This window comes from Aurantimonas sp. A2-1-M11, assembly GCF_036549475.1.
Taxonomy (GTDB): Bacteria; Pseudomonadota; Alphaproteobacteria; order Rhizobiales; family Rhizobiaceae; genus Aurantimonas.
Genome location: NZ_JAZHLI010000029.1, coordinates 1 through 21,089 on the forward strand (window position 1 = coordinate 1; position 21,089 = coordinate 21,089).

A 21,089-nucleotide genomic window follows, 5' to 3' on the forward strand; every position below is an offset into this window, starting at 1 on the left:
CAGGCAAACAATCCGCCGCCCACGCTTCTCTTTCTTCTCAATCTTCAATTGTCAAAGAGCACGCCAATCAATGATCGGCGGCGGGAAACCGGACAATATCCGGTCAAACCCTGTGGAGGGTCGCTACAGAGCGGCTCTCGATAGATGTCGACGATGGCGGCGCAAAACCAAACCGGTCAGAACAATTTGCCCCGAACCAGCTCCCGGCAGACCAACCGGCCCGCCCCGGCGCCACCGCCGTCGTCGATGAACGCGATATAGGCTACCCTCTTCCCTCCTGTCAACGACCCCAGTCGCAAAAACTTCGCAAAACAACCGGGGCGCCCGACGGGAGGTCGCCGACTACCGGCAGTGGTGGAATGGATTGCGCTTTACAGGATGGGATCCGGACGCAAACGCCGTCGGCCATCTCCCGTGCCCGGCGGCGAACCTGAACCGTCTGCGATACGCGAGCTCCTCAGGGCCGCTCGGCATTTCGCGGCGCCCCGCGGGACACAGCGTAGGAAAGGCGCGGCCACGCCGACGATCTCTTTCGCTGTGGAGCCCCGCTGGAGTGAGAGTCCAGGTCCCGTTCAGCGTCGTCGGTCGGGCGCCACAGGAACCGCAGACAGCCGTTACCTTCTTCAGCGGGATCGCGCGGTGCACTTCCCTCACCCCGACCCGGACCGGCTGCGACGGGCCGTAACAGGGACAGGACCGCATAGCCGCGCGAGATGGTGACGCCCGCGCCGGCGTCTCTCTGTAGGCAGATGTCTCCGCCTATAGGGAGGACGCCGCTTTTGCAGGGGAGCGTGGGCCTGGCCCTGCCGCAATCAGCGCCAATGGCTTGAGACCCGCCCGCCCGACCTGTATGCCCATGGGGCTCGGGTGACGTTCGACAATCCGGCGCCGGCACATGGTCGATATTTCGCCACCTTGTGCGCCGAAGGCGGGAACGGGGATTCCCACAGGGCGACGACGAGAGGGATGGTGCGCTTGCCGCAACTTATGCCGGCATTCGGGGACGAACCGCCGCTGATCAGCGACCGAAGGCGCAAGCCCGACCGTCGCCAGGTCTCGGCGCGCTGGCTGGCCGGCACGCTGCTGACCGGGCTGACCTCGACGGCATTGATGGGCATCGCTTTGTCTGCCGCCCTCGACGGTCATCGCGGCGCCGCCAGGCCCGCGGGTCTGGCCGCCGCCTTCGCCCCCAGCGACGATTTCAACGCCAAGGGTGAGCGCGTGGTGGCCACCGCCCTGCCCGTGGCGCGCAGCCGCCAGGTGGTCGAATTGTCGACCATGACCCGGGAGGGCGACCGCGAGGTCATCCGCACCCTGCCCTTCGGCTACGTCAACATGCTGCTCGGCGCCCGCCACCAGACCAGCGTCGACTACCCGGCCTTCGATCCCCTCAACATCTTCGCCGATCCCGAGACGGACGAGGAGGGCTCGGCCGACGACGAGACCCAGGCCGCCCAGCTCTATGGCGCGCGGGTCGAGGCCGAGGTGCGCCTGAAGGTCGAACCCTTCGCCTTCGACAGTGCCAGCTACGAAAGCGACACCGCCATCGCAGCCAGCGAGGTGGAACGTCTTGTCCGTCAGGTCTCGCCATCGCTCTCCTATGCGCCGGTCCAGGTCGCGTCGCTGAACACCGTCGATCCGCTGCGCTTCAATCTGACCAGCGACACGCCCGAATACGAGCCGGGCTCGGCCTTCCGGGTGATCGAGGAGAACGTCTCCCTCGCCCCGTCCGACGCCGGTGCCGAACGACCGCAATTCCACGAGGAAGTCATCCCGCTGCGCGAGGCGGCGAAGATCGCCGCCGTGCTCGCGGCCAACGGCTATGACGAGACCCGGAGCGGGCCCGCCGTCACGGCGCTGGGCGAGCGGCTGGAAACGGATGCCCTGGAGCCCGGAGACGCCCTGCGCGTCGGCGTCGAGACCATCGGCGAGACGGCCGAGGTGGTGCGCCTGTCAGCCTATCGCGGCGTCCGGCATCTGGGCACGGTTGCCGAGACCGAGGATGGCCCCTTCGAACCGGCCCAGGCGCCGGAAATGGGCGGCTCTGTCGCCGCCGCCTTTGACAGCAGCGAGAGCGAGGCGCCGATGCGCGCCAAGATGCCGACCGTCTACGACGGGCTCTACCAGGCGGCCCTCGCCTATGGCCTCAACGACCGGCTCTGCCAGCAGCTCGTCCATATGCTGGCGACCGAGGTCGACCTGCAGTCCCGCCTCAGCCCGACCGACAGGATCGCGGTCTTCTATTCGATGGAAGAAGGCAAGGAAGCGGCCACCGACGAATCCGAGATGCTGTTCGTCGAGGTCCGCTTCGGCGACACCGCCAAGCGCTTCTATCGATTCCGCCCCGAGGGTGCGGACAGCGCCGACTATTTCGATTCCGACGGCCGCAGCGCCAAGCAGTTCCTGCTGCGCAAGCCGGTGCCCAACGGCCGCTTCAGCTCCGCCTTCTCGACCGGGCGCAAGCATCCGGTCCTGGGCTATGTGCGCCCGCACTGGGGCGTCGACTGGGCGGCCCGCGGCGGCTCGCCGATCCTGGCCTCCGGCGACGGCGTGGTCACGAAGGCCGGCTGGGCCAGCGGCTACGGCCGGCAGACCATCGTCCGGCACGCCAATGGCTACGAGACGTCCTATTCCCACCAGAGCGGCATTGCCAAGGGCGTGAAGGCCGGCGCGCGCGTGCGCCAGGGGCAGGTGATCGGCTATGTCGGCTCGACCGGACTGTCGACCGGCAACCATCTGCACTACGAGATTTCGGTGAACAACCAGAAGGTCGACCCGATGCGTATCAAGCTGCCCTCGGGACAGGTCCTGGAAGGCGAGGAACTGGCGACCTTCCAGCGCGAGCGCGACCGCATCGACGAATTGCTGCGCGAGCGGGTGGAAACGCCCTTGCTGGCGGCCCGTTGAGACGGCGCCGGCATGCGAGGCGCCCGCACGTGTCGATCGCCTGACGGCGTCGAACCGCGGCGATGGTAGCAACGGCATCGGCAGATGAACGGCATCGGACGTCGGAACCACGATGCGGGGAGTCAACCTGTCAGAGCCTCTCGCGGGCATCCCGCCCGACGCAAGGCATTCTAATCGAAGGCGTTGAGGGAGCGCACGAAGCGGCTTTCCTCGACCATGCGCCAGCGCAGGCTCTGGGACAGGGGAACCACTTCGCTGGGACGTCCCATGTCGCCCACATCGGCTCGGATGTGGGAATCCAATCCCGCCATCGACCGCTCCAGCCGCTCGGCGGATTTCATGGCCGATCCGGCGCGCTGCGAGCGCTTTGCAAGCTTCAGTCCGAACATGTCGCACCCTTTCGACGCATCCCCATCGATCCTGGCGATGTGCGACACTCTGACTGGTAAATCCAGCGATAAGAATTAAACTGATCGGTGAGTTGCACTCATCGGTTATGCGCATGCCCCGGCACACCCATCTTCCCCTGATCGACACCGATCTCGTGCGGACCTTCGTGACGATCTGCGACACGGGGAGCTTCTCGCGGGCCGCGGACCGGGTCGCGCGCACGCCGTCGGCGGTCAGCCTGCAGATGAAGAAGCTGGAAGAGCTGCTGCGCCGCGAATTGTTCATGCGCGACGGGCGGGCCGTGCGCCTGACCAGCGACGGCGAGGCGTTCCTGGGCTATGCCCGCCGCATGATGGATCTGAACGAGGAGACGGTGGCGCGCTTCCTGACCCAGGGGATCGAGGGGCGCGTCATCTTCGGCGCACCCGACGACATCGGCTACATCGCCGTGCCGCAGATCCTCAAGCGCTTCGCCTCCACCCATCCGCAGGTGGAAGTCGACGTGAAGCTGCGCTCCAGCGACGACCTCAGGCGGCTCTGCGATGCCGGCGATCTCGACCTGGCTGTGCTGGCCTGCGACGATTACGGCCAGCGCAAGGTCACCATCGTGCACACGGAAAATCTCGTCTGGGCCGGGCTCCGGCACGGCCGGGCGATCGCCAAGCAGCCCCTGCCGCTGGCACTGGCCAGCCGCGGCTGCGCCTGGCGGGCCATTGCCCTCGACGCGCTCGACGCCGCCCATGTGCGCTACCGCATCGCCTATTCCAGCGGGCACTCCCAGGGCCAGATCGCGGCGGTCCTGGCCGATCTCGCCATCGCCCCGCTGCCCGAGAGCCACGTGACCGCGCCGTTGCAGCGGCTCGGCGCGGCCGAGGGCCTGCCGCCCTTGCGCCAGTACGAGGTGGCGCTGCTCAAGCGCCGGGGCTGCAGCGCCGTCGCCGAGGCGCTCGCAGAACATGTCGTGGCAAGCTTCGCCGACCTGCAGCCGACGGCGCCGCTGGCCTTGGCCTGATACGGGCCGTCCGTCGACGGGTTCGGCGCGCGCCTGCGCGGCGTCCATGCATATCCGCTGGGTCGGATCGCAGAAGCCGCCGTAAAGGCCGGCCTGTTCCGAGGCCGCGCCGCCGGTCACTTGCAGTAGGTGCCTCCCCGCCGGCGCGCGGCAATGTCGAGATGGAAGTGCGTGGCGTGGTCGGCGTCAGTGCCCGGGCCGAGCACGGTCTTGAACGGACCGCAGGCACCCTCGCGGACCGAGCGCTGGAACGCCTGTTCGGGCGAGCCCTTTTCCTGCGCCTCGACCCCCACCCTGCGTCCGCTGGCAAAACCGAAATCGGCGATGTCGATGGCACTGCCGCGGGCATGTTCGGAGATCCGGCTGCCCGAGGAACGGCTGCGGCAGACATAGGTGGAGGCATGGCGGAATGCCGAGAGCGTGTCGTCCGGAAACTGCGTCTTCGCCGCGGGCACCACGCTTGTCGTCATCCAGATCTCCAGCGCCAGCGCCGAGCGGCAGAGAAGCTGCGTCGGCTGGGACATGAGCACGCCCGACGAGAGGCGGTCGAGATCGATCGGGCGCAGGACGCCGCAATCGCCCTCGCTGATGCTCTCCCCGACCGTGTATTCGACGCCGCGGCGGGTGAGTTCGGCTTCGCAGGTCCTGGCATCCGCGATGGCCGCCGCCGCCTCCACCGCGGCAGCCGGCGTGATCGCCGGTTCCCGCGCGCGCAGCTCTTCGGGCGTCGCCCGCTCGTCGGGCTGCGCCGAAACCGGGGCCGCAGGCGCCGCTCCCGCACTGCCGGCAGGGCGACGTTCCGGCAGCGGAATGGCGGTGACAGGACGCTCGGCGGCCTCTTCGCCGGTCAGGGCAGGGTCGGGCATTGTTGCGGCCTCGTCCGATTCGGGGGACGGGGGCGGGGCCGCCGATGCAGCAGCCGTTGCCGCGACGGCCGGCTTGTCGTCGTCGCTGCTGGCGCTCGACGGCGAGTCGGCGCCGGGTGCGTCCGCATCCCCTTCATCAGGCCGGCTTGCAGGCAATGGTACGGCCTCGGCGCCCTCGCCTTGGGTTGTCGCGGCATCCGGCGCTTGCGCGACCACCGGGCCGGGGGCCGCCAGCATCGCCGCGACCAGCGCCGGTATTGATACGTCCAGAAGCCTCCGACGAAGGGACAGGATGCGGCCGGGCGAGCCGGTATCGGTTCTCAGCATGGGACTTCGCCTCGACGCTATTGCCTGTGACATGCCACGGCATGAAGGCAGATCGATGGTCGCACCTAGTGGCGCACGAACGGCTGGCCAGTATCCGCTGGGGAAGCTCGGCGACGATCCGCAAGACCTGGGCCCTGCTCTCCGGTATGACCGTAGTCTGTCCCGCGTCTGGCGCCCTCTTGCACTGCACCGCGGGATCGCGACACAGTGCCCCGGCAAGGGTCGACAGGCACCGGCGCAGACCGTGAAAGGGACAGGATGAGCGTTCTCGTGACCGGCGGCGCCGGCTATATCGGCAGCCACATGACACTCGCGCTCCTCGCGCGCGGCGAGGAGGTCGTGGTCGTGGACGATCTGCGGACCGGGTTCGACTGGGCGATTCCCGAGGGGGTCACCTTTGCCCGGGGCGACATCGGCGACGTCGCCTTTCTCGACCAGGTGTTCAGCGCCCACAAGCCGGAGACGGTGCTGCATTTCGCGGGCTCGATCGTGGTGCCCGAATCCGTCGCCGATCCGCTGCGCTATTATGCCAACAACACGGTGAATTCGCGCCTGCTCATCGAAACGGCGGTCCGTCACGAGGTCACACATTTCGTGTTTTCATCGACCGCCGCCGTCTACGGCATGCCGGGCGACGAGCCCGTGCGCGAGACCGCCGATCTGCGGCCGATCTCGCCCTATGGGCGCTCCAAGCTGATGACCGAAATGATGCTGGAGGATACCGCCCACGCCCACGCCATCCGCTATGCCGCCCTGCGCTATTTCAACGTCGCCGGTGCCGATCCGCAGGGCCGCACCGGTCAGTCGACCAAGGGCGCGACGCATCTGATCAAGGTGGCCTGCGAGACCGCTCTGGGCCTGCGCGACCATCTCGACATCTTCGGCAGCGACTATCCCACGCCCGATGGCACGGCCGTGCGCGACTACATCCATGTCTCCGATCTCGCGGCCGCCCATCTCGACGCCATCGGGTACCTGCGCGGCGGCAATCCCAGCATCGTCTGCAATGTCGGCTATGGCCGCGGTTTTTCGGTGCGCGAGGTGCTGGAGACCGTCCGTAAGGTGCATGGCCAGGATTTCGATATCCGCACGGCAGGCCGGCGGGCGGGCGATCCGGCGATGATCGTCGCCGATGGCAGCACCGCCCGTCAGAAGCTGGGGTGGACGCCGAAATACGACGATCTTCCTACCATCGTCGCCGACGCCCTCCGCTGGGAGGACCGCCTGCGCTTTCGCAACCTGCGGTAACGACGTACAGCCCCACGGCTTGCGACCGGCCGCACAGCAACCTTCCGCCACGCGGTCGGTTTCGTCTGTCCTTGAAATTTCGGCGAAACCCGAACGATTGTGCATGGATGAGATGAGCGGAAATGGCCTGAGGGCATACGGAACCGGCGCGGCGACCGGCCGGTGGGACCCGGAGGATCGCTCCGACTGGCAGATCTTTCACGCCAACCGGACAATCTGGGAGGCGGTGCTGTCGCTTTGCGACGGCGCGCGGACCAGCCTTGCGATCGAACAGTATATTTTCGGCGCCGACATCATTGGCACGCAGCTGATGGATGTGCTGACCGCCGGTGCGCGGCGCGGCGTCCATGTCCGCCTGCTGGTGGACGCCTATGGAAGCGCCGATCTGGTCCGAAGCGCCCAGGTCGAGACGTTCCGGCGCGCCGGCGGGGAACTCGTCCGCTACAATCCGGCAAGCCGGCTCCTGCGCAACCCGATCAGCGGCATGCACCGCCTGCATCGCAAGTCGGTCATTGCGGACAGCTGCCGGATGATGGCCGGTGGCGCCTGCTACACCGATCGCATGTCCGACTGGCGCGACACGATGGTCCGGATCGAGGGCCCGATCGTGCCGCACGCCCTCGCCGCCTTCGAGACGGCCTGGGCCTATGCCGAGGGATTGTCGGCGCAGCGCAGCCGCAGCCATGCGGCCGAGGCGGCCTGCGGCGCCGGATTCTGGAATTATCTGACCAGCGACCCGGTGCGCCCCGCCCGCCAGGAGATCTACCAGACGCTCCTGACGCGGCTGGACAATGCCCACCGGTCCATCGACCTGGCCACGCCCTATCTGTTTCCCGATTTCAAGATCTGGGCCGCGCTCACCGGCGCGGTCGAGCGCGGCGTGCGCGTGCGCCTGCTCATGCCCGCCCGCAGCGATCACACGTCCATCGATCTCGTATCGCAGCGCTTCGCGCGCGCGCTCGCCCGACGCGGCGTCGAAGCCTATGGCTATCTGCCGGCCATGATGCACGCCAAGCTCGCCATCATCGACGAGTGGAGCATGGTCAGCAGCTTCAATCTCGACATCCTCAGTATCGGCCTGAATGTCGAGAACGGCCTTGGCACGACGTCGCCGGCCTTCCGCGAGGAATTGCTGGGTCAGTACGAGTGCGACATCGCCACGTCGCGCCGCTTCTGATCGCTGCCGGCGCCGGTCAGCGACAGGTCGGCCCAGACCGGCAGGTGGTCGGAGGCCAGGCGGGCCCGTTCGGACGTGTGCACGGCCGCTGCGTCCACATGGATGTCGAGGCTGGTGATGATGCGGTCGAAGGAGACGAAGGGCATCTGCGAGTGAAAGCTGAGCCCCGGCGCAATGACGTGATGGTCCTCGGCGAAATGCGCCAGGCACCCGCCTTCCGTGTTCCACTGGTTGAGATCGCCCATCATCACCGTCGGCAACGGCTCTTCCAGCTTCGCCAGCTGGTCGAGAACCGCCCGGGCCTGCCGCTTGCGCCACAGGCCGACGAGGCCGAGATGCATGCCGACGACACGAATCGCCACGTCGCCGATCTGAAGATCGGCCAGCGCCGCGCCGCGCGGCTCCAGCGCCGGCAGAACCAGCCGCATCCGGCGCAGCAGCACGATGTCCTTGCGTACCAGAATCGTGTTGCCGTGCCAGCCGAGACTGCCCGGCCGCACGCCGAAGCGGATCGGCCTGAAATGCGTCATGTCGGAGATCAGGCTGGGCGACAGGGACGAGAGACGGTCGCCGAGCCGGCGATCGACCTCCTGGAGCGCGACGATGTCGGCATCCAGCTCCTGCAGGACATCGAGGATCTGTTTCGGCCGGCGGCGCCAGTCGGTGCCGACGCTCTTGCGGATGTTGTAGGATGCGACGCGAAACATGAGACCTCGTTCTCAAGCCGGGCCGGGATCATTGCCCCTGTCCGCCTGACCTGCAATGACCCTTCATGGGTGAAAGAGCCGGAATGCGGGATACGCCGGCCGCCGGCGCGCCGGTATCACGACCGGGGAAATGAGCCAGCGGCGAGTTCGATCCATCGTCCGGGGTATTCCGCGCGCCAGTCCGGATAGCCGGTTCCCCGTCAGGCCGGTTCCGGCATGGGATCCGGCCGGGCCGGCAGGATGACCAGTTCGAAGGTCACGCAGACCGGGTTGTCGCCATGGACCAGCCGGCCCTCGAAGATCCGGCCGTCCATCGCCACCACGCTGATGTCGAGCAGCGGCGCCGCCAGCCCGCCCTCGAGTCGGCCGTCGCGGAGCAGCAGTTCCGAGGCGTAGGACTCCATCGACGCGCCGTCGGCAAACCGGGCGCCGTTGAGGCTGCCGATGCCGAGGATGCGGGCCTCGCGGATGCCGCGCTCGGCGCAGATCGCCGCGATCGCGGTTCCCAGATCCTGATTGGGCCGCAGCGTGACGGCGAGCGCGCTGGCGGTATCGGTGCCGCCTGGATTGCCGGGCACAGTCTCGGCGGCAAACAAAGTGAAATTCGTCTCCGCGTCGTGCCGCGCAATGAAGCTGGCACCGACGAGCCCGGTGCCGCGCACCCGCAGCGGTTCGGCCGTGCGCGTTTCCAGCGGCAGCATGTGGCCCATGGCGCGCGCACCTTCCGGATCGGACCAGATGCCATGGCAATGGAGAAACGGCTCGCCTTCGCGCCAGCCCACGATGGCGCCGGCCGCCTCGACGGTCACGACGCCCTCGGGCGCGAAGGTCTCGCTGTACCAGGCGGCGTGGCTCGGGCCTGGGGACCCGGCGGGCATCACGTAGCGAAACGGTGAAAAGCGCCCGCCGGACAGGGTCACATAGGCGCCGTCGCATCCGGCGGTCCCCAGGCCCTGTGCGATCCCGGCATTGACGATCTCGCCCGCCGGCACGGTGAAGTCGAGCGGCACCGCCCGCGCCGCGGCGACGGACGATCGTTCGGCCGCCGGCGGGCCCGGATGCACGATCCGGCGCGGCGTCGTCATGGCCGGCCGGTTCCCCGGCAAGTCGTCGGACGGATTGCTCGCCCAAGGGTCACGCCGCGCGCTCCCCGTCGATCAGCCCGCGTTCTTCCAGCGCCTGGCGAACCAGCTTCTTTGTGATCTTGCCATAGGCCGATTTCGGCATTTCGTCGAAGAACACGAAGCGCTTGGGCAGCTTGTATCGCGACATCTTGCCGTCGAGGAATGCCCCAAGCTCGCTCTCGCCGACGCTCTCGCCGGAGACCGCCACGCAGACCGCGATGCCGACCTCGCCCCAGACGGGGTCGGGCACGCCGACCACCGCGACCTCGCTGATCTTCGGGTGCGCGAGGATCTTCTCCTCGATCTCGCGCGGATAGACGTTGGACCCGCCGGAAATGTACATGTCCGAGGCGCGGCCGGTGATCGACAGATAGCCTTCGGCGTCGAGATGGCCGAGATCGCCGGTGCGGAACCAGCCGTTCCGGAACGCCTTCGCATTGGCGTCGGGGTTGTCGTAATAGCCGGCAAAGACCGCCGGTCCGATGACGCAGATCTCGCCGGTCTCGCCGGGTCCGAGCTCGGCGCCGGCCTCGTCCTGGATCGAGACCGCCATTCCGGTGCGCTCGTAGCCGCAGCTGCCGATACGCGCTGTTCCGTCGTCGGCGGAATGCTCGTGCGCCGGCAGGACAGTGATGTTGCCGGTCACCTCGCCAAGCCCGAAATACTGCACGATGACCGGACCCAGAACCTCCAGCGCCCGCTTCTGGTCGGCGCGGTACATCGGCGCGCCGGCATAGATCACGTGGCGCAGCGAGGAATGGTCGTGTCCGGCCACTGCCGGATGCTCGACCAGCATCTTCAGGATCGTCGGCACCGTGAACATGTTCGACACGCGCCACTGCTCGACCAGGCGCCAGGCGGCGGCGATGTCGAAGCGCTCGGTCGGCATCAGGATGGTCTTGGCGCCCGCCGCCACCTGGGCAAGCTGGTGGACGCCGGCCCCGTGCGACAGCGGGGCGACCACCAGCGAGGCGTCGCGCGGTCCGGTCCCGGGCATGAGGTCGCAGAGATGGTTGGTCGCCACGAAGGACATCTGGCCGTGGGTCAGCACCGCCGCCTTCGGACGCCCGGTGGTGCCCGACGTGAAAAAGAACCAGCAGGGATCGTCGCGGTCCACCGCCGCATTCGCCACCGTCGCACCGCGATGGGCGGCAACGAGCGTGTCGTAATCCTCGCCGAATTCGGCCACGCCGATCGCGACGACGAAGCCGAGATCGTGACAGGCCGCCCGACACGCCGCGGCGTGGTCCGGAAAGGCGGCGTTGCAGATCATGCCCGTCGCGCCGCTCGCCTTGGCGAGATAGGCGACCTCGTCGGGGGTCTGGCGAAAATTCGTCGGCACCCAGACCGCCCCGAGACGGAAACAGGCGAACATGGATTCGAACATCTGGTTGCAGTTCTGCGATTGCACCAGGATCCGGTCGCCCTTCGCCACGCCGTAGCGATCGCGAAGCGCCACCGCCATGGCCGAGGCCCTGGCGTCGATCTCGGCCCAGTTCCACTGCGCCTCGCCCCAGACGAGGCCGACCTCGTCGCCGAGGCGGCGGGCGGCCCTAGTCAGGAAATGCGCGAGATTGGCGACCCGGGTCGATTGCGGCGCGACGCCGCCCTTCGGGCCTCCCGTCCCATCGTCCATGGTCACTTCGCACGCTCGAGGATGGAGACGTAATTGGCGACCGCTGCGCCGCCCATGTTGAAGACGCCGGCCATCTTTGCGCCCGGCACCTGCATGTCGCCGGCCTCGTTCATCAGCTGCATCGCCGCCATCACATGCATCGACACGCCGGTGGCGCCAATCGGATGGCCCTTCGACTTGAGCCCGCCCGAAGGGTTCACCGGCAGCCGGCCGTCCTTGGCCGACACGCCGTCGCGGATCACCCGGTAGCCCTGGCCGGGTTCGGCCAGGCCCATCGCCTCGTATTCGATCATTTCGGCGATGGTGAAGCAGTCATGGGTCTCGACGAAGTCGAGATCGTCCAGCGATACCCCGCCGTCATCCAGCGCATGGGCCCAGGCACGGCGCGCCCCGGCGAACTCGGTCACGTCGCGGCGGCTCAGCGCCAGGACGTCGTTCATGTGGCGGCGGGACCTGAAGGCGATCGCCCGCTCCAGGCCGGCCGCCGTCTCCTCGTCGGCCAGCACGATGGCCGCCGCGCCGTCGGAAATCAGCGAACAGTCGGTGCGCCGCAGCGGCGGCGCCACATAGGGGTTCTTGTCGGAGATCGTGTTGCAGAACTCGAAGCCGAAATCCTTGCGCATGTGGGCGTAGGGGTTCGCCATGCCGTTGCGATGGTTCTTGGCGGCGATCATCGCCAGCTCCGCGGAGCGGTCGCCGTGCTTCTGGAAATATTGCTGGGCGATCCGCCCGAAAAGACCGGCGAAGCCGCCCTCGACCTCGGCTTCCTCCTCGCGATAGCTGGCGCCCAAAAGGATGTCGCCGGTCTGGACGGTCGGGATCGCCGTCATCTTCTCGGCGCCGACCACCAGCGCGATGCGGCCGCGGCCCGATTCGATGAAGTCGATGGCACCGTAGAGCGCTGCCGAGCCTGTGGCGCAGGCATTCTCCATCCGCACCGCCGGCACCATGCCGAGACCCTCATGGGCCATGCCGACGAGGGCGCCCTGGAAGTCCTGCTTGGAGAAGCCGTTGTTCATGACGCCGACGAAGATGCCGTCGACGCTCTCGGCGCCGATGCCGGCATGTTCCAGCGCCGGGGCGACCACCTCGCCCATCAGCGCCTGGGTCGTCGGGGCCTCGGACTTGCCGAAATGGCTGTGCGACCAGCCGACCATCTGTGCCTTGCTCATTGCCTGATCCTCTCGGGTTCGATCCGCGCTACCGCCGTCCCGCTGTCGGAACCGGCCAGGCCTGCGCGCCTGCCTGCCTGTAGTGTCGCCTGCGTCCTGCCGCTGCCGCCTCGCGGGACGGCCCGTTCATCGCCGGCGGGGGCGAACATGCGCCTCAACCGTGCCTCGACCGCCTGCACTTCGCTGCCGATGAGGGCCGCCAGCTCGCGCTGCCGCGCCTCGCCCATGCGGCTGTCGATCGCCGACAGGCTGAGCGCACCGGCCACCCGGCCGTCGGGGTAGCGCACGACCCTGGCCACGGCCCAGGAATTGGGGAGGACCAGTCCCGGATTGACCACCCAGCCGCGCTCGCGGGCCAGCGCCACATGCTCGCGGATGATGTCGGAGGAATAGAGCGGATAGTCCGCCGACACGATCGCATTGTTGGCGGCCAGCACCCGGTCGATCTCCGCGTCGGGCAGCGCTGCCAGGATCGCCAGCGATCCGCCGCCGACGCCGAGCGGGTGGCGGTCGCCGACCTCCAGCGCATGGGTGCGGATCGGATAGGCGCCCTCCTCGCGATGCAGGCACACCGCAAAGGTGTCGCGCCGCACCGACAGGAAGCTGGTGTCGCCGCTGCGCGCCGACAGGGCAATCAGGCTCTCCATAGCGACGTCGAGAAGTCCGTAGCGGCGCGAGGCCAGCACGCCGAGAACGAAGGATTCCTCGCCCAGATGATAGCGCCGGCTGACCGGATCCTGCTCGACAAGCCGCGAGCGCATGAGCGCCAGGAGCAGGCGCCGCGCAGTGGCGCGGTTGAGGCCGCTTTCCTCCACCACCTCGGACAGGGCGACGCCGCCGGCGTGCCGGCTGATCAGCGACAGCAGCGCGAGCGCCCGGTCGACGCTCTGGGCTCCGCCGATCTCGCGTGCGACGGGTTGGTTCACACCCAATCGCGCCTCCTGGATGTCCACATGATGGATGGTGTTTCTCAAGGGCTCATTGTTCAGCAAACGATATCCGGTTGCAAGCGGTCCGCCATGCTGGCAAGCTTCGCCCCGCATGCAAGGTCGATGGTCCACCATGTGGATGCTCGGGAGGACGGAGCCGGCCTTTGACTTCATTCGATCGGGAGGACCGACCTTGAAATTTTCCAGACTCGTGGCCGCGACGGCCATCGCCACCACGCTCGCCGCCCTGCAGCTGACGCCGGCCTTCGCCGAGACCCTGCGCCTGTCCCACAACACCAACGACACGACGACGTGGCAGAAGGGCGCCGAGAAGTTCAACGAACTTCTGAAGGAAAAGAGCGGCGGCGAACTCGACATCCGCATCTTCCCGAACGCCCAGCTCACCGGCGGCGACCAGATGAAGCAGGCCGAGATGGTCGGCCGCGGCGCCCTCGACTTCGTCGTCACCTCGGCGATCAACGTGACCCCGCTGGTGCCGGAAATGGCAGTGTTCTCGCTGCCCTATCTCTACGGCGACTATGACGACGTCGACGCCACCACGGCGGGCGCCCCCGGCGACCGCATGGAAGAGATCATGGCCGAGAACGGCATCGTCGTCCTGGCCTGGGGCGAGAACGGCTTCCGCGAGGTGACCAACAACGTCCATCCGATCAAGACGCCGGACGACCTCAAGGGCCTGAAGATGCGTGTCGCCGGCCCGATGTATATCGATGTGATGAACGCGCTCGGCGCCAACCCGCAGCAGATGCAGTGGACCGAGACCTTCTCGGCGCTGCAGCAGGGCGTCGTCGACGGCCAGGAGAACCCGATCGGTGCCGTGATCATCCCGCAGCGGGTCTACGAGGTGCAGAAGTACATCACCCCCTGGCACTATTCCTACGATCCGATCTTCGTCGGCGTCAGCCAGAAACTGTGGGACAGCTGGGACGCGGAGCGCCAGGAGATGGTGCGCGCCGCCGCCGAGGAGGCGATGACCTACCAGAAGGAGATCACCCGCGAGGACACGGCCAGCGGCATCGAGTTCCTGAAGGAAAAGGGCATGGAGGTCTACGAGCCGAGTGCCGAGGAGATCGACGCCTTCCGCCAGGCGACCAAGTCCGCCTACGACACCTGGGCCCAGAAGGTCGGCCCGGATCTGGTCGCGCTGTTCGAGGACGCCGTCGCCGAGTCCGCCGGTGGGGCCAAGCCCGCCAACTGACGTTCATGGGCGGCGATCCACGGGTCGCCGCCCCCTCCCCACCCGACCCGCCGGCCAGCTGGATATGTCGATGCGCGCAGTTCTGGAGGATGCGGAGAAGATCGTCTGCGCGGTGATCTTCCTGGTGATGACCGGGATCGGCTTCCTCAACGTGGTCGTGCGCTACCTGACCAGCTATTCCTTCGCTGCCACCCAGGAAATCCTCCTCAACGGCTTCCTGCTGCTCACCGTCTTCGGGGCGGCGATCGCGGCGCGCCGCGGCGAGCATCTGGCCGTCACCCTGTTCGCCGACCTGCTGCCGGCCGGCGGCAGGCGGTTCGCTCTCTGGCTGTCCACCATCCTGTCGGTCGCTCTGCTCTGCCTGTCGGCCTGGTACTGCTTCGGCCTCGCCCAGAACCAGTATGCCAGCGGCGTCACCTCGCCCGGCCTGCAGGTGCCGGCCTGGTACTACACGCTCGGCCTGCCGCTGGGCTTCCTGCTGATCGCCGTCCGCCTCGTCCAGCAAACGCTGGGCTTCGACCGCACGCTGCGCGGCGGGGAAGACCGGCATGCCTGATCTCGATCCCGGCACCCAGATGGTGGTGCTGTTCTTCGTCCTTCTGTTCCTGCGCGTCCCGGTCGCCTTCGCGCTCGGCTTGTCCTCGCTCTACGCCATGTGGGTGATCGGCTTCGGTCTGGACCTCGTCGGCGACCTGCTGTCCAGCGGTATCTCGAAATTCTCGCTGCTGGCGATTCCGTTCTTCATCCTCGCCGGCACGCTGATGGGCACGGTCGGCATCGCCGAACGCATGATCCGCTTCTTTCGCGTGCTGGTTGGCTCGCTGCCGGGGGGCATGGGCATCGTCGGCACCGTGGTCTGCCTGTTCTGGGGCGCCGTCAGCGGCTCCGGCCCCGCCTCGGTCGCGGCGATCGGCCCGCTGATCATCAAGGGCATGGCCGAGGACGGCTATCCCCGCCCCTTTGCAGCGGCGCTGGTCTGCACCGGCGCGGCCCTGTCGATCGTCATCCCGCCCTCGATCGGCCTCGTCATCTACGGGGTCATTGCCGAGACCTCCATCGCCGAACTGTTCATCGCCGCGATCCTGCCGGGCGTGGTGATGGGCGCGCTGATGCTGCTGACCTTGCCATTCGCCAACCGCGCCCGGGCGGCCGCCCATGCCGGCACCGGCCTCGCAGGGCTTGCCCCGCCGCCCTATGCCGACCGGCCCTATGGCGAGCGGCTGGCGCGGTCTTTCGTCGACGCCATCTGGGGCCTGCTCACGCCGGTCGTCATCCTCGGCGGCATCTATGCGGGAATCTTCACGCCGACCGAGGCGGCGATCGTCGCCACGGTCTACGCGCTGCTCGTCGGGCTGTTCGTCTACCGCAGCCTAACCTGGCGCACCCTGTATGCGGCGCTGGTCGAGGCAAGCTCTTCCTCGGCGGTCGTCATGCTGGTCGTCGCCTTCGCCAGCCTGTTCGGCTGGGTGGTGACCATCGACGATCTCGTCGGCAAGTATTCCTCCGTGCTGCTGGGGCTCAGCGACAACCAGTGGGTGATCCTGGCCGTGATCATGCTGGTGGTGCTGATCGCCGGGATGTTCATGGACGCGATCACCATCATGTTCATCACCCTCCCGATCTTCCTGCCGGTGGTGCGCGAACTGGGCTGGGACCCGGTCTGGTTCGGCGTCGTCCTGATGGTCAATCTGGCCATCGGCCTGTTCACCCCGCCGGTTGGAATCAATCTGTTCGTCGCCGCCAACATCACCCGCCTGTCACTGGAGAAGATCGCCCTGGGGGCCATTCCCTTCCTCCTGACCAGCCTCGTCGGCCTCGCCCTCGTCGCCGCCTTCCCGGACCTCTCCAGGCTTCTCATCGCCTTCATGGGGTGATCGCCGCGCGGTGCCGTCGCCCGCGCCCATGACGAGCGCGGCGAAGACGGCTATCGTCGCACCGACGGCACCTGTCGCCCCGCAACGGAGATTCCCTTGGCCGAGACCCCCGCCCTTCACACGACGCCGCTCGACGCCCTGCATGTGGCGCTCGGTGCCCGGATGGTGCCCTTCGCCGGCTATTCGATGCCGGTGCAATACCCCGCCGGCGTCATGAAGGAGCATCTCCACACGCGCGCGGCCGCAGGCCTGTTCGACGTCTCGCATATGGGTCAGGTGGCGATCCGGCCGACATCCGGCGAACTCGCCGACGCGGCGCTGGCGCTGGAAACGCTGGTGCCCGTCGATGTCGCCGGCGTGAAGGAAGGCCGCCAGCGCTATGCCGTCTTCACCAACACCTCGGGCGGCATTCTCGACGACCTGATGATCGCCAATCGCGGCGACCATCTCTTCCTCGTGGTTAATGCCGCCTGCAAGGACGAGGACATCGCCCATCTGCGCGCGGGCCTGGAGGGGACCTGCGAGGTCACGCCCCTGACCGACCGCGCGCTGCTGGCGCTGCAGGGCCCGGCCGCCGAGGCCGCGCTCGCCACGCTGAACCCGGCCGTCGCCGAGATGCGCTTCATGGACGTGCGCGAATGCGACCTTCTGGGTGCGGCCTGCATCGTCTCGCGCTCGGGCTACACCGGCGAGGACGGCTTCGAGATCTCGGTTCCGGCCGAGGCCGCCGAGCCGCTGGCAAAGGCGCTGCTGGCACTGGAGACGGTGGAGCCGATCGGTCTCGGCGCGCGCGATTCGCTGCGCCTGGAGGCCGGCCTCTGCCTTTATGGCAACGACATCGACACGACGACGACCCCGGTCGAGGCGGCACTGGAATGGTCGATGCAGAAGGTCCGCCGCACAGGCGGCGAGCGCGAGGGCGGCTTTCCCGGCGCGGACATCATCCTCCGGCAGATGGCCGATGGTGCGACGCGCCGTCGCGTCGGCCTGTCGCCGGAAAGCCGCGCACCCGTGCGCGGCGGCACCCGCCTCTTCGCCGAAGCTGAGGGCGGCGCGCCGATCGGCACGGTCACTTCCGGCGGTTTCGGTCCGACACTGGAGGCGCCGGTCGCCATGGGTTACGTTCCCGCCGAACAGGCCGGATCGGGCACCCGGCTCTTCGCGGACGTCCGTGGCAAGCGGCTGGCCGTGATCGTCACCCCCCTGCCCTTCGTCACACCCGGCTACAAGCGCCGCTGAAGCGAGAGGACGTTCATATGCTGAAATTCACCGAGGAACACGAGTGGCTGCGGATCGAGGGCGACATCGCGACCGTCGGCATCACCGAGCATGCCACCACCCAGCTCGGCGACCTCGTCTTCGTCGAACTGCCGGCGGTCGGCGCCAGCTTCGCCAAGGGTGACGACGCCGCCGTGGTCGAATCGGTCAAGGCCGCGTCGGAACTCTACGCGCCGCTCGACGGCGAGATCACCGAGGTCAACGAAGCGATCGCCGACGACCCGTCCATCGTCAACAACGACCCGCTCGAGGCCGGCTGGTTCTTCAAGATGAAGCTGTCCGATCCCTCTGCCGCCGACGCGCTGATGGACGAGGCCGCCTACAAGGCGATGGTCGGGTAAGGACGAAGACTATGGGCACCGAATTCACCGACTACGATCCGTATGATTTCGCCAACCGGCGTCATATCGGCCCGTCTCCCGCAGAAATGGAGGAGATGCTCCGGCTGCTCGGCGTCGACAGCCTCGACGCACTCATCGACGAGACCGTGCCGGCGTCGATCCGCCAGGCCGAGCCGCTGGAGTGGGGCCCGGCGATGACCGAGCGCCAGGCGCTCGACGCCCTGCGCGAGACCGCCGACCGCAACGCCAAGCTCATCTCGCTGATCGGCCAAGGCTATTACGGCACGATCACGCCGCCGGTGATCCAGCGCAACATCCTGGAGAACCCGGCCTGGTACACGGCCTACACGCCCTACCAGCCGGAGATCAGCCAGGGCCGGCTCGAGGCGCTGCTCAACTTCCAGACGATGATCTCGGACCTGACCGGTCTCGACATCGCCAGCAGTTCCCTGCTCGACGAGGCGACGGCAGCGGCCGAGGCGATGGCCATGGCCCATCGCGCCTCCCGGTCGAAGCGCGACGTCTTCTTCGTCGATGCCGACTGCCACCCGCAGACCATCGCCGTGATCCGCACCCGCGCCGAGCCACTCGGCCTGTCGGTGGTGGTCGGCGATCCGATGCGCGACCTCGTGCCGTCGGATGTCTTCGGCGCCATCGTCCAATATCCGGGTACCTACGGCCACGTTCACGACTTCACCGCGACCTTCTCCGCGCTCCACGCCGAGAATGCCCTTGCCATCGTGGCGGCGGACCCGCTGGCGCTGGCGCTTCTCAAGACGCCGGGCGACATGGGCGCCGACATCGCCATCGGCTCCATGCAGCGCTTCGGCGTGCCGATGGGCTATGGCGGCCCGCACGCCGCCTACATGGTCGTCAAGGACGCCCACAAGCGCGCCATGCCCGGCCGCATCGTCGGCGTGTCGGTGGATTCGCGCGGCAACCGCGCCTATCGGCTGGCGCTGCAGACCCGCGAGCAGCACATCCGCCGCGAGAAGGCGACGTCGAACATCTGCACCGCCCAGGTGCTGCTCGCCGTCATGGCCTCCATGTACGGCGTCTTCCACGGCCCGACCGGCATCAAGGCAATCGCCCAGCGGGTGCACCAGCGCGCAGCTCTCGTCGCTGCGGGCCTCGAACGGCTGGGCTACACGATCGAGCCCGGCGCCTTCTTCGACACCATGACCGTGGAGGTCGGCCGGCTGCAGCGGGTGATCCTCGACGCGGCAGTGGCCGGCGGCGTGAACCTGCGCAGGATCGGCGACGACCGGATCGGCATCAGCATCGACGAGCGCACCCGGCCCGGCAACATCGAGGCGGTCTGGCGCGCCTTCGGCGGCGATTTCGCCTTCGAGGATGTCGATCCGACTTATCGGCTGCCGGAGGGCATGCTGCGCAAGAGCGAGTACATGACCCATCCGGTGTTCCACATGAACCGGGCCGAGAGCGAGATGACGCGCTACATGCGCCGGCTCTCCGACCGGGATCTGGCACTGGACCGGTCGATGATCCCGCTCGGCTCCTGCACGATGAAGCTCAACGCCACGGCCGAGATGCTGCCCATCACCTGGCCGGAATTCGCCGAGCTGCATCCCTTCGTGCCCCAGGACCAGGCCCTCGGCTACAAGGCGCTGATCGACGATCTGTCGGCCAAGCTGTGCCAGATCACCGGCTTCGACGCGGTGTCGATGCAGCCCAATTCCGGCGCGCAGGGCGAATATGCGGGTCTTCTGACCATCCGTGCCTATCACCACGGCCGCGGCGACACCCACCGCGACATCTGCCTCATCCCGACATCGGCCCACGGCACCAATCCGGCCTCGGCGCAGATGGCCGGCATGAAGGTCGTGCCGGTGCGCTCGGCCGAGAACGGCGACATCGACGTCGAGGATTTCCGGGCCAAGGCCGAACGTCACGCGGACAATCTGGCCGCCTGCATGATCACCTATCCCTCGACCCACGGTGTCTTCGAGGCGAGCGTCGCCGAGCTCTGCGACATCGTCCACGCCCATGGCGGGCAGGTCTATCTCGACGGCGCCAACATGAACGCCCTGGTCGGCCTGGCCCGGCCCGGCGACATCGGCGCCGACGTCTGCCATCTCAACCTGCACAAGACCTTCTGCATTCCCCATGGCGGCGGCGGTCCGGGCATGGGGCCGATCGCGGTGAAGTCGCATCTGGCGCCGCATCTGCCGGGCCATCCGCAGACCGGCGGCGAGGCCGGCCCGGTCTCCGCCGCGCCCTTCGGCTCGCCCTCCATCCTGCCGATCTCCTGGAGCTACTGCCTGATGATGGGCGGTGCCGGCCTGACCCAGGCGACCAAGGTGGCGATCCTCAACGCCAACTACATCGCCCGCCGGCTGCAGGACGCCTATCCGGTGCTCTACAAGGCGCAGAACGGTCGGGTCGCCCATGAGTGCATCATCGACACCCGCATCCTGCAGGAGACGGCCGGGGTCACCGTCGACGATGTCGCCAAGCGGCTGGTCGATTGCGGCTTCCATGCTCCGACCATGAGCTGGCCGGTTGCCGGAACGCTGATGATCGAGCCGACCGAGTCCGAGCCGAAGGCCGAACTCGACCGCTTCTGCGACGCGATGCTGGCGATCCGCGAGGAGGCCCGTGCCATCGAGAAGGGCCGGATCGATCGCGAGAACAACCCGCTGAAGAACGCCCCGCACACGGTGGAGGATCTGGTCGGCGACTGGGATCGGCCTTACAGCCGCGAGCAGGCCTGCTTCCCGCCGGGCGCGTTCCGCGTCGACAAGTACTGGGCGCCGGTCAACCGCGTGGACAACGTCTATGGCGACCGGAACCTCGTCTGCTCCTGCCCGCCGATGGACGCCTATCAGGAGGCCGCCGAATAGCGCCGGGCATCGGTCGGC

Annotated in this window: 17 protein-coding genes; 10 read left to right on the top strand and 7 right to left on the bottom strand. The window is 67.9% G+C overall.

Annotated elements, in window-relative coordinates; translation table 11 throughout:
• Positions 1-966 precede the first annotated feature (966 nt).
• The gene (locus VQ042_RS14100) at positions 967-2,907 is read left to right on the top strand and encodes a M23 family metallopeptidase (protein WP_331820317.1); all 1,941 of its coding nucleotides are present in this window, start codon (positions 967-969) and stop codon (positions 2,905-2,907) included.
• Positions 2,908-3,077: 170 nt separating this feature from the next.
• Here the strand turns inward: VQ042_RS14100 and VQ042_RS14105 are convergent, their stop codons facing one another.
• Positions 3,078-3,296 carry a hypothetical protein gene (locus VQ042_RS14105; RefSeq protein WP_331820319.1) on the bottom strand — a complete coding sequence of 73 codons (219 nt, stop codon included), beginning with the start codon at positions 3,294-3,296 and terminating at the stop codon, positions 3,078-3,080.
• A gap of 113 nt (positions 3,297-3,409) precedes the next feature.
• Between VQ042_RS14105 and VQ042_RS14110 the strand changes: the two genes are divergently transcribed.
• On the top strand, positions 3,410-4,309 hold the full coding sequence (locus VQ042_RS14110; protein ID WP_331820321.1) for a LysR substrate-binding domain-containing protein: 900 nt from the start codon (positions 3,410-3,412) through the stop codon (positions 4,307-4,309).
• 116 nt (positions 4,310-4,425) lie between these two features.
• On the opposite strand, the gene VQ042_RS14115 is transcribed toward VQ042_RS14110, so the two are convergent.
• Positions 4,426-5,502: an extensin-like domain-containing protein gene (locus tag VQ042_RS14115; protein WP_331820323.1), complete on the bottom strand. Its 1,077-nt coding sequence runs from the start codon at positions 5,500-5,502 to the stop codon at positions 4,426-4,428.
• A gap of 258 nt (positions 5,503-5,760) precedes the next feature.
• On the opposite strand from VQ042_RS14115, the gene galE reads away from it, so the two are divergent.
• Complete coding sequence (gene galE, locus VQ042_RS14120) at positions 5,761-6,750, top strand: UDP-glucose 4-epimerase GalE (protein ID WP_331820325.1); 990 nt, start codon at positions 5,761-5,763, stop codon at positions 6,748-6,750.
• A 103-nt stretch (positions 6,751-6,853) separates the two neighbouring features.
• Positions 6,854-7,927: a phospholipase D-like domain-containing protein gene (locus tag VQ042_RS14125; protein ID WP_331820327.1), complete on the top strand. Its 1,074-nt coding sequence runs from the start codon at positions 6,854-6,856 to the stop codon at positions 7,925-7,927.
• Here the strand turns inward: VQ042_RS14125 and VQ042_RS14130 are convergent.
• The 5 genes from VQ042_RS14130 to VQ042_RS14150 form a co-directional block, all read right to left on the bottom strand.
• A complete protein-coding gene (locus VQ042_RS14130) occupies positions 7,888-8,634 on the bottom strand; it encodes an endonuclease/exonuclease/phosphatase family protein (RefSeq protein ID WP_331820329.1) in 747 nt (248 codons plus the stop codon). The two genes, VQ042_RS14125 and VQ042_RS14130, sit on opposite strands and share 40 nt — an antisense overlap.
• Positions 8,635-8,834: 200 nt before the next feature.
• Positions 8,835-9,719 (bottom strand): PCC domain-containing protein, encoded by an 885-nt coding sequence (locus tag VQ042_RS14135; RefSeq protein WP_331820331.1) that lies wholly within the window; start codon positions 9,717-9,719, stop codon positions 8,835-8,837.
• Between the two features lie 49 nt (positions 9,720-9,768).
• The gene (locus tag VQ042_RS14140) at positions 9,769-11,394 is read right to left on the bottom strand and encodes an acyl-CoA synthetase (RefSeq protein ID WP_331820333.1); all 1,626 of its coding nucleotides are present in this window, start codon (positions 11,392-11,394) and stop codon (positions 9,769-9,771) included.
• Positions 11,395-11,396: 2 nt separating this feature from the next.
• Positions 11,397-12,566, bottom strand: a complete 1,170-nt coding sequence (locus tag VQ042_RS14145) for an acetyl-CoA acetyltransferase (RefSeq protein WP_331820335.1) — start codon at positions 12,564-12,566, stop codon at positions 11,397-11,399.
• Positions 12,563-13,498: an IclR family transcriptional regulator gene (locus VQ042_RS14150; protein ID WP_442880088.1), complete on the bottom strand. Its 936-nt coding sequence runs from the start codon at positions 13,496-13,498 to the stop codon at positions 12,563-12,565. The genes VQ042_RS14145 and VQ042_RS14150 overlap by 4 nt, the downstream gene beginning before the upstream one ends.
• A gap of 190 nt (positions 13,499-13,688) precedes the next feature.
• On the opposite strand from VQ042_RS14150, the gene VQ042_RS14155 reads away from it, so the two are divergent.
• The 6 genes from VQ042_RS14155 to gcvP all read left to right on the top strand — a co-directional run bounded on the left by VQ042_RS14155 (position 13,689) and on the right by gcvP (position 21,071).
• A complete protein-coding gene (locus VQ042_RS14155) occupies positions 13,689-14,714 on the top strand; it encodes a DctP family TRAP transporter solute-binding subunit (protein WP_331820339.1) in 1,026 nt (341 codons plus the stop codon).
• A gap of 70 nt (positions 14,715-14,784) precedes the next feature.
• Complete coding sequence (locus VQ042_RS14160) at positions 14,785-15,270, top strand: TRAP transporter small permease (RefSeq protein ID WP_331820341.1); 486 nt, start codon at positions 14,785-14,787, stop codon at positions 15,268-15,270.
• On the top strand, positions 15,263-16,588 hold the full coding sequence (locus tag VQ042_RS14165) for a TRAP transporter large permease (protein WP_331820343.1): 1,326 nt from the start codon (positions 15,263-15,265) through the stop codon (positions 16,586-16,588). The genes VQ042_RS14160 and VQ042_RS14165 overlap by 8 nt, the downstream gene beginning before the upstream one ends.
• 96 nt (positions 16,589-16,684) lie before the next feature.
• A complete protein-coding gene (gene gcvT / locus VQ042_RS14170) occupies positions 16,685-17,827 on the top strand; it encodes a glycine cleavage system aminomethyltransferase GcvT (RefSeq protein WP_442880089.1) in 1,143 nt (380 codons plus the stop codon).
• 17 nt (positions 17,828-17,844) lie between these two features.
• On the top strand, positions 17,845-18,207 hold the full coding sequence (gene gcvH, locus VQ042_RS14175; protein ID WP_331820345.1) for a glycine cleavage system protein GcvH: 363 nt from the start codon (positions 17,845-17,847) through the stop codon (positions 18,205-18,207).
• Positions 18,208-18,218: 11 nt separating this feature from the next.
• The gene (gene gcvP, locus VQ042_RS14180) at positions 18,219-21,071 is read left to right on the top strand and encodes an aminomethyl-transferring glycine dehydrogenase (RefSeq protein ID WP_331820347.1); all 2,853 of its coding nucleotides are present in this window, start codon (positions 18,219-18,221) and stop codon (positions 21,069-21,071) included.
• The last annotated feature ends 18 nt before the right edge of the window (positions 21,072-21,089 follow it).

Excerpts from the sequence above, each read along its gene's own strand:
- VQ042_RS14100 (WP_331820317.1), top strand. The coding sequence starts at position 967 with ATGGTGCGCTTGCCGCAACTTATGCCGGCATTCGGGGACGAACCGCCG.
- VQ042_RS14105 (WP_331820319.1), bottom strand. The coding sequence starts at position 3,296 with ATGTTCGGACTGAAGCTTGCAAAGCGCTCGCAGCGCGCCGGATCGGCC.
- VQ042_RS14110 (WP_331820321.1), top strand. The coding sequence starts at position 3,410 with ATGCCCCGGCACACCCATCTTCCCCTGATCGACACCGATCTCGTGCGG.
- VQ042_RS14115 (WP_331820323.1), bottom strand. The coding sequence starts at position 5,502 with ATGCTGAGAACCGATACCGGCTCGCCCGGCCGCATCCTGTCCCTTCGT.
- galE (WP_331820325.1), top strand. The coding sequence starts at position 5,761 with ATGAGCGTTCTCGTGACCGGCGGCGCCGGCTATATCGGCAGCCACATG.
- VQ042_RS14125 (WP_331820327.1), top strand. The coding sequence starts at position 6,854 with ATGGATGAGATGAGCGGAAATGGCCTGAGGGCATACGGAACCGGCGCG.
- VQ042_RS14130 (WP_331820329.1), bottom strand. The coding sequence starts at position 8,634 with ATGTTTCGCGTCGCATCCTACAACATCCGCAAGAGCGTCGGCACCGAC.
- VQ042_RS14135 (WP_331820331.1), bottom strand. The coding sequence starts at position 9,719 with ATGACGACGCCGCGCCGGATCGTGCATCCGGGCCCGCCGGCGGCCGAA.
- VQ042_RS14140 (WP_331820333.1), bottom strand. The coding sequence starts at position 11,394 with ATGGACGATGGGACGGGAGGCCCGAAGGGCGGCGTCGCGCCGCAATCG.
- VQ042_RS14145 (WP_331820335.1), bottom strand. The coding sequence starts at position 12,566 with ATGAGCAAGGCACAGATGGTCGGCTGGTCGCACAGCCATTTCGGCAAG.
- VQ042_RS14160 (WP_331820341.1), top strand. The coding sequence starts at position 14,785 with ATGCGCGCAGTTCTGGAGGATGCGGAGAAGATCGTCTGCGCGGTGATC.
- VQ042_RS14165 (WP_331820343.1), top strand. The coding sequence starts at position 15,263 with ATGCCTGATCTCGATCCCGGCACCCAGATGGTGGTGCTGTTCTTCGTC.
- gcvH (WP_331820345.1), top strand. The coding sequence starts at position 17,845 with ATGCTGAAATTCACCGAGGAACACGAGTGGCTGCGGATCGAGGGCGAC.
- gcvP (WP_331820347.1), top strand. The coding sequence starts at position 18,219 with ATGGGCACCGAATTCACCGACTACGATCCGTATGATTTCGCCAACCGG.